12 protein-coding genes are annotated in these 17,685 nt (G+C 34.4%); 2 read left to right on the plus strand and 10 right to left on the minus strand.

Going from position 1 to position 17,685, the window contains the following annotated elements; translation table 11 throughout:
- Nucleotides 1–109: 109 nt before the first annotated feature.
- The 6 genes from COE49_RS03980 to COE49_RS04005 all read right to left on the minus strand — a co-directional run bounded on the left by COE49_RS03980 (nucleotide 110) and on the right by COE49_RS04005 (nucleotide 9,460).
- On the minus strand, nucleotides 110–1,804 hold the full coding sequence (locus tag COE49_RS03980; protein ID WP_088233213.1) for a peptide ABC transporter substrate-binding protein: 1,695 nt from the start codon (nucleotides 1,802–1,804) through the stop codon (nucleotides 110–112).
- A 419-nt stretch (nucleotides 1,805–2,223) separates the two neighbouring features.
- Complete coding sequence (locus COE49_RS03985) at nucleotides 2,224–3,939, minus strand: peptide ABC transporter substrate-binding protein (RefSeq protein WP_140417536.1); 1,716 nt, start codon at nucleotides 3,937–3,939, stop codon at nucleotides 2,224–2,226.
- A gap of 303 nt (nucleotides 3,940–4,242) precedes the next feature.
- Nucleotides 4,243–5,946 (minus strand): peptide ABC transporter substrate-binding protein, encoded by a 1,704-nt coding sequence (locus COE49_RS03990; protein ID WP_088233212.1) that lies wholly within the window; start codon nucleotides 5,944–5,946, stop codon nucleotides 4,243–4,245.
- A 348-nt stretch (nucleotides 5,947–6,294) separates the two neighbouring features.
- Entirely contained in the window at nucleotides 6,295–7,557 is a 1,263-nt protein-coding gene (locus COE49_RS03995; protein ID WP_088233211.1) for a dicarboxylate/amino acid:cation symporter, read from the minus strand.
- Between the two features lie 210 nt (nucleotides 7,558–7,767).
- The gene (locus COE49_RS04000) at nucleotides 7,768–8,574 is read right to left on the minus strand and encodes an ABC transporter permease subunit (protein ID WP_098252614.1); all 807 of its coding nucleotides are present in this window, start codon (nucleotides 8,572–8,574) and stop codon (nucleotides 7,768–7,770) included.
- Nucleotides 8,567–9,460, minus strand: a complete 894-nt coding sequence (locus COE49_RS04005) for an ABC transporter ATP-binding protein (RefSeq protein WP_098945713.1) — start codon at nucleotides 9,458–9,460, stop codon at nucleotides 8,567–8,569. The genes COE49_RS04000 and COE49_RS04005 overlap by 8 nt, the downstream gene beginning before the upstream one ends.
- 164 nt (nucleotides 9,461–9,624) lie before the next feature.
- On the opposite strand from COE49_RS04005, the gene COE49_RS04010 reads away from it, so the two are divergent.
- On the plus strand, nucleotides 9,625–10,218 hold the full coding sequence (locus tag COE49_RS04010) for a TetR/AcrR family transcriptional regulator (RefSeq protein ID WP_088233208.1): 594 nt from the start codon (nucleotides 9,625–9,627) through the stop codon (nucleotides 10,216–10,218).
- Between the two features lie 93 nt (nucleotides 10,219–10,311).
- Here COE49_RS04010 and COE49_RS04015 read toward each other — a convergent pair whose 3' ends face one another.
- The gene (locus tag COE49_RS04015; protein ID WP_098945714.1) at nucleotides 10,312–11,280 is read right to left on the minus strand and encodes a helix-turn-helix transcriptional regulator; all 969 of its coding nucleotides are present in this window, start codon (nucleotides 11,278–11,280) and stop codon (nucleotides 10,312–10,314) included.
- A 57-nt stretch (nucleotides 11,281–11,337) separates the two neighbouring features.
- On the opposite strand from COE49_RS04015, the gene COE49_RS04020 reads away from it, so the two are divergent.
- On the plus strand, nucleotides 11,338–11,781 hold the full coding sequence (locus COE49_RS04020; protein WP_098252611.1) for a VOC family protein: 444 nt from the start codon (nucleotides 11,338–11,340) through the stop codon (nucleotides 11,779–11,781).
- Between the two features lie 56 nt (nucleotides 11,782–11,837).
- Here COE49_RS04020 and COE49_RS04025 read toward each other — a convergent pair whose 3' ends face one another.
- From COE49_RS04025 to parE, 3 genes are all read right to left on the minus strand, one after another.
- A complete protein-coding gene (locus COE49_RS04025; RefSeq protein ID WP_098945715.1) occupies nucleotides 11,838–12,869 on the minus strand; it encodes an oxidoreductase in 1,032 nt (343 codons plus the stop codon).
- A gap of 314 nt (nucleotides 12,870–13,183) precedes the next feature.
- The gene (gene parC / locus COE49_RS04030) at nucleotides 13,184–15,607 is read right to left on the minus strand and encodes a DNA topoisomerase IV subunit A (RefSeq protein WP_088233204.1); all 2,424 of its coding nucleotides are present in this window, start codon (nucleotides 15,605–15,607) and stop codon (nucleotides 13,184–13,186) included.
- Nucleotide 15,608: 1 nt separating this feature from the next.
- Nucleotides 15,609–17,573, minus strand: coding sequence for a DNA topoisomerase IV subunit B (gene parE / locus COE49_RS04035; RefSeq protein ID WP_088233203.1), 1,965 nt, complete (start codon nucleotides 17,571–17,573; stop codon nucleotides 15,609–15,611).
- Nucleotides 17,574–17,685: the final 112 nt, after the last annotated feature.

A 17,685-nucleotide genomic window follows, 5' to 3' on the forward strand; every position in this document is an offset into this window, starting at 1 on the left:
TATAATTGGTTAAATAAATCATAACAGTTAATTACCCTTTTTTATTTTATATATTCGTGGAAAGAAGAAAAGTGCATAAAAAAAGGGCGCATCATGTGCGCCCTTCATCTTATTTTTCATCACCGATATATGCCCATTTGTAGCTGTAATCTCCACCAACTGGATGGTGAACAATACCTTTTACTTTCGGTCTTTGAACGAGAGCATCACCACGTTGGTATAATGGTGCAATTGCAGCATCTTCAAGTAGCATTTTCTCAGCTTTCAGTAAGCTATCCCAACGCTCTTTCGTTTTCGTTAATAGCTCGCCTTTACCTTTTTCTACAATTTCATCATATTTCGGATTTGAGTATCCAGTTTGGTTATGAGGACCATTTGTAACGAACATATCAATGAATGTCATTGGATCTAAGTAGTCAGGTCCCCAACCAGCGTAAGATAAATCATAATCTTGTTCTGATTCTAATTTTAATTTTTGTTTAAACGGCTGATTTTTCAAATTCACTGTTAAGCCCGGTAAGTTTTTCTCAAGCTCACCTTTTAAGAACTCTCCTACTTTTTTCGCATTATCGCTATCATAGTTTAATAGCTCAATCGTTACTTGCTCTTTTCCAAGCTCTTTTTTCGCTTTTTCCCAATGTTCTTTTGCCTTTTTCACATCTGTTTTTAAAATATCACCGTTATCTTTACGGAAGTCTTTTCCATCTGGACTCTTCGCAAATTCTTTTGGCACTAAGTAATCAGCTGGTGTAGATCCGTCATTTAAAATAACATTCGTTAAGCCTTTTTTATCGTACGCCATCGCAATCGCTAAACGTAAATCTTTACTCTTTAACGCTGTGTCATGACCACCACGTTTTTGGTTTAAACGTAAGAAGTACGTTGATGGTGTTTTTTGTGTAAAGAAGTCTGGATTTGATTTATATTTATCAACCATTTCAGACGTAAGTCCAGTACGATCGATTTGCCCACTTTCATATAAGTTAACTCGTGTACCGCTATCTTTTACTACGTTAAAGTTGATTTCTTCTAACTTAACTGTTTTATTATCCCAGTATTGTGCATTTTTCTTTAATTTCCAACCTTCTTCATGTTTCCAGTCTGTTAATGTAAATGGTCCGTTGTATAACGTTGTATCTGATTCTAAACCGTATTTTTCTCCTTTTTCTTTTACGAATTTTTCATTTAACGGATAGAATGTTCCGAATGAAGTTAATTCTACAAAGTAAGGAACTGGATTTTCTAATTCTACCTCTAGTGTGTAGTCATCTACAGCTTTTACACCTAACGTATCCAGTGGTGCTTTTCCATCATTAATTGCTTTTGCATTCTTTATATCAAACATAATGTATGCATATTCCGCTGCTGTATTTTTATCTACCGCACGTTTCCAAGAGAATACGAAATCCTTCGCTGTTACAGGTTCTCCATTTGACCATTTCGCATTTTTATTTAATGTAAATGTATACTTTTTACCATCGTCACTCTTTTTATATGATTCAGCAACCCCTGGTGTTGCTTTATTATCTTTATCAAGTCGATATAAACCTTCCATTACGTTGTTTAAAGCAAGAAACGATACTTGGTCTGTCGCTTTTGAAGAATCCATAGATGGAATCTCTTGGCTTTCTGTTAAATTCAGTACTTGCTTCGCTGCTAATTTTCCGCCTTCTTTTTCACCGCTTTTCGGTGTTGTGCTTGCCTTTTCTTTTTCCCCTGATCCAGAGCAAGCTGTTAATGCCATACTCATTACTAAAACTGGTGCTACGACCGCTGTTAATTTTTTCATCTTTTTTCTCTTCATTTTCTTGTACCCTCCCCAATTATATGTACGATATTAACATTTAGAAGTTCTCTAGTAACTTTCGTTATCAGAAAATTCTTATTAATTAATATTCTACTATTTTTTCGCATTTTGTAAAGTAGTTTTGTAAAATTTCTAAATTTTTTAACTTTTTCAATAATAGAAACTTGTTATTTTACTATTATTACTGTACGAATTATTCCCCATCTACTATATGTACACCTATCTACTCTTATTCTTCTATATTTGTCTTATTAATGTTTAACCTCTGCTTACCACTCATCTAATCGATTTCTAAATTCCTTCTAATATACTATAGCGGCATTTTAACAGCGCTTTCTACAATGATGCGCATTCCTCTTATACATACTAAAAAAGCATTTCAAAAGCAGCTCAGCCACTTTTGAAATGCTTTCACATTATTTTTTCCCGCCATCCTCAGTTACATACGCCCACTTAAAGCTATATTCTGGACTGATGTTGTGTTTCACAATTCCTTTTACATTCGGTTTCATTACATATGATCTTCCCGTTTGATATAAAGGAACTAATCCAGCATCTTCTTCAAGGAATAATTTTTCTGCTTTTCCTAACGTTTCCCAACGTTTCTTCGGATCAGACAGTAATTCATTACCTGCTTTCTGTACCATCTCATCGTATTTCGGGTTTGAATAACTCATTTGGTTATATGGGCTCTTCGATTCAAACATATCAATAAATGTCATTGGATCCGCATAGTCTGGGCTCCAACCTGCATAAGAGATTTCATAATCTTGCGCTGACTCTAATTTTAACTTTTGTTTGAACGGCTGAATTTTCGTATTAATCGTTACACCTTTTAAATTTTTCTCAATTTGATCTTTAACATAATCAGCAATCTTTTTCGCAGTTCCATCATCATAGCTTAGTAATTCAATTGTAACTTGATCTTTTCCAAGTTCCTTTTTCGCTTCTTCCCATGCAGCTGCTGCTTTTTTCGTATCTTGTTTCAGACCATTTTTAAACGTATCTTGGTAATCTTTACCGTCAGGTCCCGTCGCAAGCCCTTTCGGAACCAATTGATCCGTTGCTTTTGATCCATTATTTAATATAACGTTTGCCAATCCTTTTTTATCAACTGATAATGCAATTGCTTCACGAAGCTTTTTGCTCTTTAATGGTGTATCTTGTCCGTTACGTTTTTGATTTAAACGTAAGAAGAATGTGCTTGATTCTGCATACTCACCGTATTCATCTTTGTTCGATTTATATTTATCTACAAATTCTCCTGATAGTAATGTAAAGTCGATCGATCCTGTATCATATAAATTCACTTTCGTAGCAACTTCTTTTACAACGCTATAATTAATTTCTTCTAATTTCACAGTCTTCTTATCCCAATACTTATCATTTTTCTTAAGCTGCCATCCTTGCTCATGTTTCCATGAAGACATAACGAATGGTCCATTATACACCGTTGTATCTGCTTCTAAACCGAACTTATCTCCTTTTTCTTTTACGAACTTTTCATTTAACGGATAGTATGACGGGAATGCTAATAAGTTTAAGAAATATGGCACTGGCTTTTCTAATTCTACTTCTAATGTATAATCATCTACCGCTTTTGCTCCTAATTCCGTTACAGGTTTTTCACCTTTATTAATCGCCTCTGCATTTTTAATATAATAGGCAATAAACGCATATTCTGCAGCTGTATTCTTATCAAGTAAGCGCTGCCATCCATATACGAAATCTTTTGCTGTTACAGGATCACCATTCGACCATTTCGCATCTTTCCGTAGTTTAAATGTATATTTTTTGCCATCTTCGCTTTTCGTACTAGATTCTGCCGCAGCAGGAATTGGCTTATTATCTTTATCAAGACGATATAATCCTTCCATCGTGTTTCCTAAAATTTGTGCACCTAACGTATCAGTAGATTTAGAAGTGTCCATCGTCGGAATTTCTTGATTTTCTGTACGATTTAATACTTGTTTCGCTGCATATTTAATATCAGATTGTTTTTCTTCCCCACTATTAGATGTAGTATTCGTTTTCTTTTCCCCACCTGATCCAGAGCATGCTGTCAATGCCATACTCATCGCTAAAACTGGTACTACAACTGCTGTTAATTTTTTCATCTTTTTTCTCTTCATTTTTGTATCCTCCCTAATTATATGTACATTACCAACCCTTGAGAGACCCTAGCTAACTTTTATTTTTCAGAAAATTACAACTAATGTTATTCTACTCTTTTTTTCGCGTTTGTAAATAGTTTTATTTTAAATATTCTGATTTCTTTATTCGTAATTTAGTATGATTTATCCCCCATCTACTATATGTACATACTATATGCCTTATTCTTCTCTATTTAACTGCACTAAAAATTAATATTTTAAGCTCACTAAAAAAAGCATTTCAAAGTAGCTTAGCCACTTTGAAATGCTTTTGAATCTCTATTATTTTTCAGTTACATATGCCCATTTAAAGCTAAATTCTGGACTGATATTATGTTTTACTACACCTTTTACATTTGGTTGTAAAACATAAGAATCTCCACGTTGATATAAAGGTACAATCGCTACATCCTCTTCAAGTAATGTTTTTTCAGCTTTCCCTAACTCTTCCCAACGTTTTTTCGAATCATTCATTAATTCAGTTCCAGCCTTCTTCACCATTTCATCATATTTAGGATCAGAGAAGCTCATTTGGTTGTGAGAATGCTTAGACTCAAACATATCTAAGAACGTCATTGGATCTGCATAATCTGGGTTCCAACCACCATACGAAATATCATACTGTTGCTCAGACTCTAATTTTAGTTTTTGCTTAAATGGTTGAAGTTTAATGTTAACTGTTACACCTTTTAAGTTTTTCTCAATCTGGTCCTTAATATATTCTCCAACTTTTTTCGCATTACCAGTATCGTAGTTTAAGAATTCAATTGTAATTTCATCTTTCCCAAGCTCTTTTTTCGCTTCTTCCCAAGCTGCAGCAGCTTTTTTCTCATTTGGTTTCAAACCATTTTTAAATGTTTCTTGGAAGTCTTTACCGTCCGGTCCAGTTGCTAAGCCTTTTGGTACTAAAGAGTCAATTTCTTTTGATCCATCATTTAAAATTACGTTTGCTAAATTCTTTTTATCAATTGATAGTGCAATTGCTTCACGTAATTTTTTGCTCTTTAATGGCGTATCTTGTCCATCACGTTTTTGGTTCATACGAATGAAATACGTACTCACTTGTGAATATGTTCCAAATTCATCTTTTTTACTTCTGTATTTATCAACGAACTCTCCATTTAATAAAGCAAAGTCAACTTGACCGCTATCATATAGATTGACTAAAGTCGCAGCCTCTTTAACAACACTAAAGTTTACTTCTTCAAGTTTTACAGTCTTTTTATCCCAATATTGATCATTTTTCTTTAATTGCCATCCTTGTTCATGCTTCCAATCTTTAAGAACGAATGGTCCATTATAAACTGTTGTATCAGACTCTAAACCGAACTTCTCGCCCTTTTCTTTTACGAACTTTTCATTTAATGGATAGTATGATGGGAATGCTACTAAGTTTAAGAAGTACGGTACCGCTTGCTCTAACTCAACTTCAAGCGTAAGATCATCTACTGCCTTCACGCCTAATTCAGTTACAGGTTTTTCTCCTTTATTAACAACTTCTGCGTTTTTAATCGGGAATGCGATAAATGCATACTCAGCAGCCGTTTTTGGATCTAATAGACGTTGCCAAGCATATACGAAATCTTTCGCAGTTACTGGATCTCCATTTGACCACTTTGCATCTTTACGTAGTTTGAACGTATATTTTTTACCATCTTCACTTTTCGTGCTAGATTCTGCAGCCGCTGGAATTGGCTTATTGTCTTTATCTAGACGATATAAACCTTCCATCGTATTCCCAAGCATTTGTGAAGATACTGTATCCGTTGATTTAGAAGAATCCATCGTTGGAATCTCTTGTGTTACTGTTCGATTCAATACTTGTTTCGCTGCTAATTTTTCTCCTGAATTACTATCTCCACTAGAGCTAGAATTTGTGCTTGTCTTCTTATCTCCACCTGATGTAGAACATGCTGTTAACGCCATGCTCATTGCTAAAACCGGTGCTACAACTGCTGTTAGTTTTTTCATTTGTTTCTTTTTCATTTTCTGTACCCTCCCTAATTCTAAACGATATCTATTCAAGAATTTTCTGATAATTCTGTTTTTCTTTATATATTTATCAGACGATTCTTACTAATTCTTATTCTACTAATTTTTTGAATTTTGTAAAGTATTATTATTAAAAATTTTTAAAAAATTATTTTCTTACAGTAATATTCATAAAAATTCCATAGAATATTCACATTCTATTTCCCATCCATACAAATGTACCATTTTAATAGTATTTATTATATTTATAGATTAAACCTCTATAAGGTATTGTTAATAAATAATGTATATTTTTAGAAACTCCTTTTCTACAAAAATAAAAAAGTCAGCAATGCTGACTTTTTATCCGGCCATTTTCTCTCTTTTCATTTCCTCTACTACTCTCGTATACTTCTCATCATTGAATTCATTTTCACTTTTTGCAACAACTACAGTTGCAACACCGTTACCAATTAAATTAACGATTGCTCTTGCCTCTGACATGAAACGATCAACACCAAGTAAAAGTGCTAACCCTTCTAACGGGATAACATTAAGTGCAGATAAAGTAGATGCTAATACGATAAACCCTCCACCTGTTACCGCTGCTGCTCCTTTCGATGTAACTAGTAAAATAGCTATTATAGTTAATTGTTGACCTAGTGAAAGATCAATATGAAAAACTTGCGCTAAAAATATAGTTGCCATCGATAAATAAATTGACGTTCCATCTAAGTTAAAAGAGTAACCCGTTGGAATAACTAAGCCCACTACTGGCTTTGAACACCCGAAGTCTTCCATCTTTGTCATCATACGCGGCAGTACAGATTCCGATGATGATGTACCAAGAACAATGAGTAATTCTTCTTTAATATGCACTAAATATTTCCACAAGCTAAATTTATAAAGTTTACAAATAAAATTTAAGACGATAAAAACAAATAATGCCATTGTTGCATATACACAAATCATTAATTTACCTAGTGGTATTAAAGTACTTATACCATATTTCCCAATTGTAAAAGCCATTCCCCCAAAAGCCCCAACTGGTGCCAATTTCATAACAATTGATAATATGTTGAAGAACACTTTCGACAATCTATCAAAAAAATCGATAACAGGTTGTCCGTTTTTTCCAAGCATCGTTAAACCTGCGCCAAATAAAATGGAGAAGAATAATACTTGTAATATATCACCTTTTGCAAATGCCTCGAACATGTTGGAAGGCACAATATGTAAAAAGAAGTCCATCCATTGCATTTCTTGCCCACTTTGGACATATTGCGAAACATCTCCACCCTTTAATTTTGAAGGATCTAATCCATCTCCAGGACGTACGACATTCGCTACGATAATACCAATGATAAGAGCAAAAGTTGTAACAATCTCAAAATACAATAATGCTTTCCCACCAACACGTCCTACCTTTTTCATACTTCCCATACTTGCAATACCAAGCACAATTGTTAAAAAGATAATTGGTGCAATGACCATTTTAATCATATTAATAAACGTCTCACCAATTGGTTTCATTTGTTGTCCGACACTAGGCCAAATCGCTCCTACTGCAATACCACAAATGATTGCCACAATAACTTGGAATGTTAAATTCTTTACAATTTTCATTTTCAATACTCCCCTGTTCCTTTCATTTCTCTCATACTATTTCAATCAATGACAATCATTTATTTTATATAATAGCCCCCTTGCTAATTAAGTTGAATCCCCTTTATTATGTTACACTATTATACATAATTTTAAAATAGTATATAACAATTAATCATAAAAGATATACTATTAAACAAAAAAGTCCACCTTTTCGGTGGACTTTCTACTTTATAACGGTAAATCTCTCTTCCTAAATACCACAATTGCTAGTATAAAGATACAGAGTGCTCCAACAGTTAAACCTATACTTACTGGCCATATATTATACGTTCCATCAGCAATTTCTTTCGGACGAAACAGCGTAAATAATGACAGACTTCTCATCCACTCTAACTTATCGCTTAATTTGCCTACCATATCTAATACGAAAAATAAAATTGTTAAACTTGCTGAATAACTTAGTGCCTTTCTTTCATCATTACATATACAAGAAAAGAAAAATGAATATGCACTAACTACTAAAAATATGAGCCCACCGACTGCGTTTATTTTTAAAAATAATTCTTTATTTAAGTTATTATCTTTTAAAAACCATTCTGCACCTACTATACCCGCTACATACGTAACAAATACAATAATTAGCAGTCCCAATATGAGAACAGCAGCTTGCGTAATGGCAATTCTCACTCTAGATATAGGCGTCGCTAACAAGTATGCCATCGCTCCTTTATCTACATGACGAGCAATTAAATGCGTTGCAACTGTTACGCAAAAAATCGTTAAAATGATAATAAACAATAGGCTATAGTATTCACCAGCTAAAAAATCCATTACGTTTTGAATCGGACTTTCCATGCCAACAATTTTTTTCACACTATCAGGCATAGCACTTATTAATTCATTTAATCCTTTCGCTGATACCATTGAAGGGAATATCCAAATTAACAACCATAAATAAAGAGCTGCACCAGCTGCATAACTAAAAATACTTTTTTGCGTTTCTTTCAAACTAGCTAAAAACAATTGCTTATTCATGCTTTACCCCTTCTTTCTTATCGTAATAATGCATAAATAAATGTTCTAAATCCGTTGCTCTCGTTTGAAGTGCCGTTACATTATAGTTTGATAGTATTTGTAAAACAGTTTGATAGTTTCCTTGTACAATTATCGACGCCTCTCTACCTTTCACCGCTTCAAATTGCAAATCACATTGTGTAAGAGATTCAATCTCTTCCTCAGATGATACGGTTACATCTATCACTTGTCGTCTCATTCCTTGTAGATCATGAATATTTTCAACCGTTACAAGGCGACCATCTTTAATAATCGCTACTCGATCACACGTACGCTCAATTTCAGTGAAAATATGCGACGACATAAGGATTGTTTTTCCTTTTTGCTTTTCCTCTAATATTAAATCTATAAATACTTGCTGCATTAGTGGGTCAAGTCCTGATGTTGGTTCATCCAATATTAAAACCTCTGGATCGTGCATAAAAGCAGCGACGATCCCTACTTTTTGCTTCATTCCTTTAGACATTTTTCGAATCGGTGTTTTCACATCGAATTGCAGACGTTCTATTAGTTCATCTCGTCTTTTCTTATCCTTTAACCCGCGCATTCCTTGCATTAAATTTAGAAACTCTAATCCATTCATTCCTTCAATAAAAGAAATTTCACCTGGTAGATAGCCAACTTCTCTTTGAATTTTCTCTGCATCATCCCAGCAATCTAATCCGAAAATTGATGATTTCCCAGCTGTCGGTTTTATAAATCCCATTAAATTACGAATCGTTGTAGATTTCCCAGCACCATTCGGTCCTAAGTAACCGAATACTTCTCCTTCTTTTACATCAAATGTAATATGAAACAAACCTTTCCCATTCGAAAACTGTTTTGTGACATTTTGAACTGAAATCATAAGTCCACCTCATTTTTTGAAATATTTAATATATGATATTTCAAAATCATTGTACTCCTCATCTTTCATATTCGCAACAACTTTTTGAAATATTTATATGTCCATATTTCAAAAATATTGTTTTCACCTACATTTTCTTGTATATTTTAATTGAGGTGATTGTATTGAACGGCTTTGAAAAAGTGAAAGAAAAGAAAAAACGTGCCATTAAAGAAGCAGCCTTCATATTATTTTCAGAACGTGGATTTAATGAAGTGAAAATAGAACATATTGCAAAAAAAGCAAACGTTTCTCAAGTTACAATTTATAATCATTTCGGAAGTAAAGATGCTTTATTTAGAGAGCTTATACAAGAATTTGTAGAAAATGAATTCCAATACTATAAAGCGTTAGCAGATGAAGATCAGCCTTTTCATGAAATGATGCAAAAGATGATCATTAGAAAAATGAATACTGGCGGTTTATTTCAACCCGATATGTTGCTACAAATGATGCAAAAAGACGAAGCACTCCGAGAATTTATTTATCGTTATCAAAACGAAAAAATCTTACCGTGGTATTTAGAAATTTTAGAACGCGCACAACGTAAAAATGAAATTAATCCAAACCTTTCAAAAGAAATGATGTTACTTTACATTCAAATGTTTACAAAATTAGGTGATGATTTTGGAGCAAAACTTCTTGAAGAAAATCGCGAAAAACATATACAAGATATTGTAACGATGTTCTTTTATGGACTGTCCGTCCCAGAAAAATAATTTTTTCTAAAAAACAAATAAAATCACCAAAAAGCCCTTTGGATATTTAAATCTCAAGGGCTTTTTCATATGAAAAGATGACTAAAACTAACTTTATCTTAAAGAAGTTAAATGTTGCTTTATAGATAATACCTTATTATAGATTAACTCTTTTAGCATAACAGGCTGAATTGAGATAATCGTTTCACCTAAATTCAGAAAATAGTTCGAAATAAAATCGACTTCTTGTTTATTAAAATAGCCTGTTATAATGTAATTTTCATTTTCTTTTTGTATCTTCATGGAAGGATAATTTTCTTTATCGAAAATGTCTTTTCCTTTTTGATTAACAATGACACTAAAATCAATTGCATCAGGCTTTCTGTGAAAAGTAGTAAGATAACTTAATAATTCTTCAAGCTTTTTTGGATTAACATTGCTTGTTTCCACAATAGAAAGAATTTTATCGCATCTAATTATTTGAACACTATTTGTCCCAAAATTAAAAATTTTAGCATACCACTGGCCAAATTTAGATTCGATTCGAATAAATTGTGCGACCAGTGCTTTCTCCTCATCTTTTTTTAAATATGTTAAATGATACACTCGCTCAGCAAAAATCCCCTGTAAAATTTCTTTTAAGAACGGACTAAAATTACTATGATTTGTTACTTCAAAAGAAAGCGTTCGTTCCATAATTGAAATGTTTTTACGCACATCATCAGGTAATACATTTTTAAATTTATTTTCAAGCGCAATACTTTCTATATTGAATGGTTTTGTCTTGTATCCATTTAATGTAAGAATCGAGAAGTACAATGCATACATTTCATCCACACTAAAATAAATTGGTGATAATACACTATTTTCTATAATTTTATAACTTCCATTTCTGCCTAGTTCAGAATATATTGGTACCCCTATTTCTTCCAATGATTGAATATCGCGCAAAGCAGTACTTTTAGAAATAGTATATCTAGCCATTAAGTCTTTTAAATTAAAATATCTTTTATTATTTAAGAAAATAAGCATATCATTTATTCGTTCCGTTTTTTTCATATTTCCCTCCCAAAAAGGTGTCATGTATTGAAACCTTTTTAGTCTATATTATAATTATTAACTAATAAAGGAGTTATATTTATGACATTAGAAATAGCTATTTTTCTTTCAATGAATGGGCAAGCAAAGGAGGCAATTAATTTTTATACACGTAATTTAGAAGCCAAGAAGTTAATGATTGTTACGTATGAAGAACTGGCCAAAAGAGATAGTTCTTTTAAAATTACAAGTGAAAATAAAGAACATATTGCTCACTCTGTTTTACAAATTGGGAATACAAAGCTAATGATAGCAGAAGATACAATGAAGCCTACTGAACGTTATAACGTTGGAAATAACATGTCACTTTGCATTCAAAGTGCTAATTTAGAAGAAATACAAAGGTTTTATAATAATTTAATTTCCGATACGCATGTGAAAATAATCTCTCCGCTAGAAAAAAATATATTTAGTGAAGCGTATGGGATTATTGAAGATCCTTACGGCATACAAATCCAGTTAATGTATGACAAACGATTAAATTAAATAATTAGTCATAGTCGCACATTCCTAATAAAAAAGACACGAAATTCGTGTCTTTTTTATTTTACCGAAATGACTCTACCCGTTTCACTACTTTCAATCGCTAATTGAATCAGTTTAATAACATCTAAACCTTCTTGTGCTGTCACAGGTAATTTCTCACCACTTACAATACTATCTCTTACACCTTTATAATACATGTCATAACAGCCTACTTCTGTCGGAATACGCTCTAGCTTTTCTTCCGTATCTAAAGTAGCAAAATTCTCTTCAGCGTCTGCTCCATAACCGTTATCGCCCGGCTTCATTCCACTTTTCAACTGCTCTTCTTGTGAATCCATACCATATTTCACAATAGAACCTTTGTCTCCATGTAATGTAAAATGCGGTCCTGCTTGTTTCACGTAACTGCTACTATGTAAAATAACACGCTTCACTCCATAATGAAGTACAACGTGGAAATAATCATCAACCTCTGCACCTGGTCGTTGTTTGATTACATCTGCACTTATCGCATCTGGTTTCCCAAATAACGATAATGCCTGGTCAATTAAATGCGAACCTAAATCATACAATATACCTGAACCTGGTAAATTCTTTTCTCTCCAGCGATCACGTACATTAGGGCGGAAACGATCAAAATGCGCTTCATATGCGTATACATTTCCTACTCTATTTTCTTCTAATAATTTCTTTATCGTTAAGAAATCATTATCAAAACGGCGATTATGATATACACTCAATACGACACTATGCTGCTTTGCTAATGCGATAAGTTCTTCCCCTTCTTCGATTGAAACAACAAATGGTTTCTCCACAACAACATGCTTACCATGTAAAATCGCTTCTTTTACATATGGAAAATGAGTTGTGTTCGGTGAAGTAATGACGACTAAATCAACATCCTCTTGCTTTACTAATTCATCAATTGTACTGACGACATTGACGCTTGGTAACGTTTCTTTTACTACTTCTTCTTTTGAGGATAATACAGCACGAATATCATATTCTTTTATCGTTTGTAATAATGGGATATGAAACGTTGTACTAGAAAAACCAAATCCAACAATCCCTACACCTATTTTTTTCATATTTTGCCCCTCCATCTGTCCCGCTTTAACGGGCAGTAAGATTCCTAACTCGAAATTCAGCGGAAGCTAAGAAATTAGATCAGGAATCAACTGCTCGTAAAAGCACGATTGGTTCAACTAATAATTAGTGGAAACAAAGCCCTCCACTGATTAAAGCTGAACTTTATGAGAACGATTTCATTTCAATATTATAACAAGATTATTTTCATACACATAATAATTTGCCTAGAAAAAAGCATCTCGCTACTATTCATAGCAAGACGCTTCCTTTATCCCGATTAGTGTGAGGCCCCCACACTAATTAAAATTCTGCTTTATTCCGGTCTTTTCTTCGTCCACGTTTCTACTACTTCACCAGTATCATTAACATCTAACACTAAACTACCGTTACTGTACCGGTCTTTATTTCGATACGCTTTCGGATCAATTTCTTCTACGATGTGTTTCTCTGTCTTCATGTAAACTAGTTCATCTTCTCGAACGATTTCAATACCGACAATACGGTACGGGTTACGTTTCAACTCTTTGAAAATAACAAGTCCTCGCTTTGCCCTCGTTGATTTCTCAATTTCTGATGCTTTTAGGCGTTTCACCGCACCACGCTGCGTTACGAGAATAAGTTGATCTTTTTCACCATTTAACGGTTTACCAGAAGCGACATAGTCATCTTCTTTTAAATTTATTGCTTTCACACCAGCAGCCCTAACACCGACTGGACTTACTTCATCTTCATGGAAAATCAGTGCATATGCACCATGCGTTGCAAGAACGATATCACTCGTTCCATCTGTCGCAAATATATCTACAACTTCATCTTCTTTTTTCAAGTTTACAGCAACGAACGCTCTTGAATAGCGCTGTACTTTATATTGGTTTAATTCCGTCTTCTTAATCATACCGTTCCGTGTAACAAATACGATAAATCGTTTTTCTTCCTCAAAATTCGGTACGACAGTTGCCCAAATAATTGTTTCATCCCGGTCGAGTGAAACGATATTCGCAACGTGCTGGCCTAAATCTTTCCAACGAATATCTGGCATTTCGTATACTGGCAGATATATATAGTTTCCTTTATTCGTAAATAGGAGGACTGTCTCTGTCGTATTCGTATCGAATCGTTCAAGTAAGATGTCACCCTCTTTCATACCGAAGTCTTTGCCATTTGAGGCATTATGCGAGCGCCATCCAGTACGTTTCACATATCCTTCTTTCGTTACAGTAACGATGACATCTTCTTGTGGAATCATCACTTCCACATCTATTTTAATTTCCTCAATTTGTTCTTCAATAATAGCGCGGCGATCATCACTATATGTTTTCTTAACTCTCTTTAAATCCGTTTTAATTACTTGAAGTAGTCTTTTCTCACTTTGTAAAATCGACTGTAGCTCTATAATTTTCTTACTAAGCTCATCTGCCTCTTGTTCTAGCGCTGTAATGTCTGTATTCGTTAAACGATATAATTGCAAGGATACAATTGCCTCTGCTTGCGCTTCTGTAAAACCAAATTTCGCACTTAAATTATCTTTCGCATTGCGCTTATCTTTAGAAGCACGAATCGTCTCAATTACTTGGTCTAAAATCGATAATGCTTTCTTTAACCCTTCTACAATATGTTGACGATTTTCCGCTTTTCGTAATTCATATTGTGAACGTCTCGTAACGACTTCTTTTTGATGTCCAATATACGCATCCAAAATTTTTGGTAACGTCATAAGTGTTGGACGACGATTATTAATCGCTACCATATTAAAGTTATATGGAATTTGTAAATCTGTATTTTTATATAAATAATTTAAAATTCCTTCAGCATTTGCTTCTTTTTTTAATTCTACAACAATACGAAGACCTGTACGATCTGTCTCGTCACGAACTTCAGCAATTCCATCTAATTTTTTATCTAGACGTAATTCATCCATTTTCTTAACAAGGTTTGCTTTATTCACTTCGTAAGGAATCTCAGTAATTACGATTTGCTGTTTCCCACCACGAACCGTTTCAACTTCTGCTTTTCCGCGAATAATAATTTTACCTTTACCTGTTTCATACGCCTTTTTAATACCATCAAGCCCTTGAATAATTCCACCTGTCGGGAAATCTGGCCCTTTCATAACTGTTAATAAATCATCAACAGTACTATTCGGCTTATCAATACGCATCATGGTAGCATCAATTACTTCTCCAAGATGATGCGGAGGAATTTCTGTTGCATAACCAGCGGAAATCCCTGTCGATCCGTTCACCAATAAGTTCGGGAACATTGCTGGTAATACAACCGGTTCTTCACTCGTATCATCAAAGTTTGAAACAAATTCTACCGTTTCTTTATCAAGATCACGTAATAACTCTGATGCGATCGGTGATAAACGGGCTTCTGTATAACGCATTGCTGCTGCTGGATCGCCATCAACACTACCGTTATTACCATGCATTTCAACTAAAACATTACGTACTTTCCAAGTTTGGCTTAAACGTACCATCGCCTCATATACAGAGGAATCACCATGCGGATGATAGTTACCGATAACATTACCTACTGTTTTAGCTGATTTACGAAACGCTTTATCATGGACGTTCCCTTCTACATACATAGAATATAAAATACGTCTTTGTACTGGTTTTAAACCGTCACGTGCATCTGGAAGTGCTCGGTCTTGAATTATATATTTACTATAACGTGCAAAGCGGTCACCTAACACGTCTTCAAGCGGGAGGTCATGAAACTTCTCTGCTTGCATGTTATTCCACCTCCGTTTCCATTATCATTTCATTTTCTAAAATATTTCCTTCTTCTTGCATACCAAATTGTACGTTGCGTTCAATCCATTTACGACGAGGTTCTACTTTATCTCCCATTAACGTTGTAACGCGGCGCTCTGCTCTTGCTGCATCATCAATTTTCACGCGAATTAACGTACGCGTTTCAGGATTCATTGTCGTTTCCCATAATTGATCCGCATTCATTTCACCAAGCCCTTTGTAGCGCTGTAACATATAGCCTTTTCCAACCTTTTTCGTTACACCATCTAATTCCTCATCTGACCATGCGTATTCAATTACTTCACTCTTCCCTTTACCTTTACTTACTTTATATAAAGGTGGAAGTGCGATAAATACTTTGCCAGCTTCGATAAGTGGTTTCATATATCTGTAGAAGAAAGTTAGTAACAATACTTGAATGTGAGCTCCATCTGTATCGGCATCGGTCATAATTACCACTTTATCGTAGTTAATATCTTCAACATCGAATTCATTCCCTACGCCGCCACCAATCGCATAAATGATTGTATTAATTTCTTCATTTTTAAAGATATCAGCAAGTTTTGCTTTTTCTGTATTAATTACCTTACCGCGTAATGGTAATACCGCTTGGAAACGACGATCTCGTCCTTGCTTTGCAGAACCACCGGCAGAGTCACCCTCTACTAGGTACAGTTCATTTTTTTGTGGATTACGTGATTGTGCAGGTGTTAATTTCCCACTTAACGTACCTTCTGATTTCTTTTTCTTTTTGCCAGTACGTGCTTCTTCTCTTGCTTTACGAGCAGCTTCACGCGCTTGCGCTGCTTTAATCGCCTTTCTCACAAGAAGAGTAGCTACATCCGGATTTTCTTCTAAAAAGTATGCTAAATGCTCAGATACAATCGCATCAATTGAAGAACGCGCTTCACTTGTACCTAGCTTCCCTTTCGTTTGCCCTTCAAACTGAAGTACTTCTTCTGGTACACGTACGGAAACGATAGCCGCTACACCTTCACGAATATCTGTACCTTCTAAGTTTTTATCTTTTTCTTTTAATAGCGAAACTTTACGAGCATACTCATTAAACACACGTGTCATCGCTGTCTTAAATCCAGCTTCGTGTGTTCCACCATCTTTTGTACGTACGTTATTTACAAACGACAGAATGTTTTCTGAGTAACCATCGTTAAATTGAAATGCTAGTTCTGCTTCAATCCCATTTTGTTCACCAGTGAAGTATACAACTGGATGAATGGAATCTTTTTCTTCGTTTAAATATGAAACGAAAGCTTCAATTCCTGTTTCATAATGAAATACATCTTCTAGATCATTTCGTTCGTCTTTTATTGAAATCTTCATTCCTTTTAATAAGAATGCTGATTCGCGTAATCTTTCACATAATGTTTCATAATTGTAATTCGTTGTACTGAAAATCGTTGTATCTGGTTTAAAATGCATCGTTGTACCAGATTCTTTCGTTTTTCCGATTTTCTCTAACGTCGTTGCAGGGATACCACCATTTTCAAAGCGTTGTTCATAAACATTTCCATCACGCTTAATCGTTACGACTAACCATTCTGACAAAGCGTTTACAACTGATGCCCCAACACCGTGTAAACCACCACTCGTTTTATAGCCGCCTTGACCAAACTTACCACCAGCATGAAGTACAGTTAATATAACTTCAGGTGTAGGTTTCCCAAGTTTATGCATTCCCGTAGGCATTCCTCGCCCTTTATCAATAACACTAATACTATTATCTTTATGTATTACGACAGAAATTTCGTCGCCAAATCCCGCTAACGCCTCGTCAACGGAGTTATCTACTATTTCATATACTAAATGATGCAATCCACGGCTATCCGTACTCCCGATATACATACCCGGGCGTTTTCGAACGGCTTCAAGTCCTTCTAACACTTGAATTGCATCTTCATTATATTGGAACTGATGCTTCGCCAAACTCCTTGCCCCTTTCCTAATCAAATCAGAACATATGTTTCTATTATAGAATAACGCCTCGACTATAGTTTTGGCAAGTTATCTTATCTCTTTTATATACCATTTTCAATAG

The organism is Bacillus sp. AFS029637, assembly GCF_002584985.1.
In the GTDB taxonomy this organism is placed as follows: Bacteria; Bacillota; Bacilli; order Bacillales; family Bacillaceae_G; genus Bacillus_A.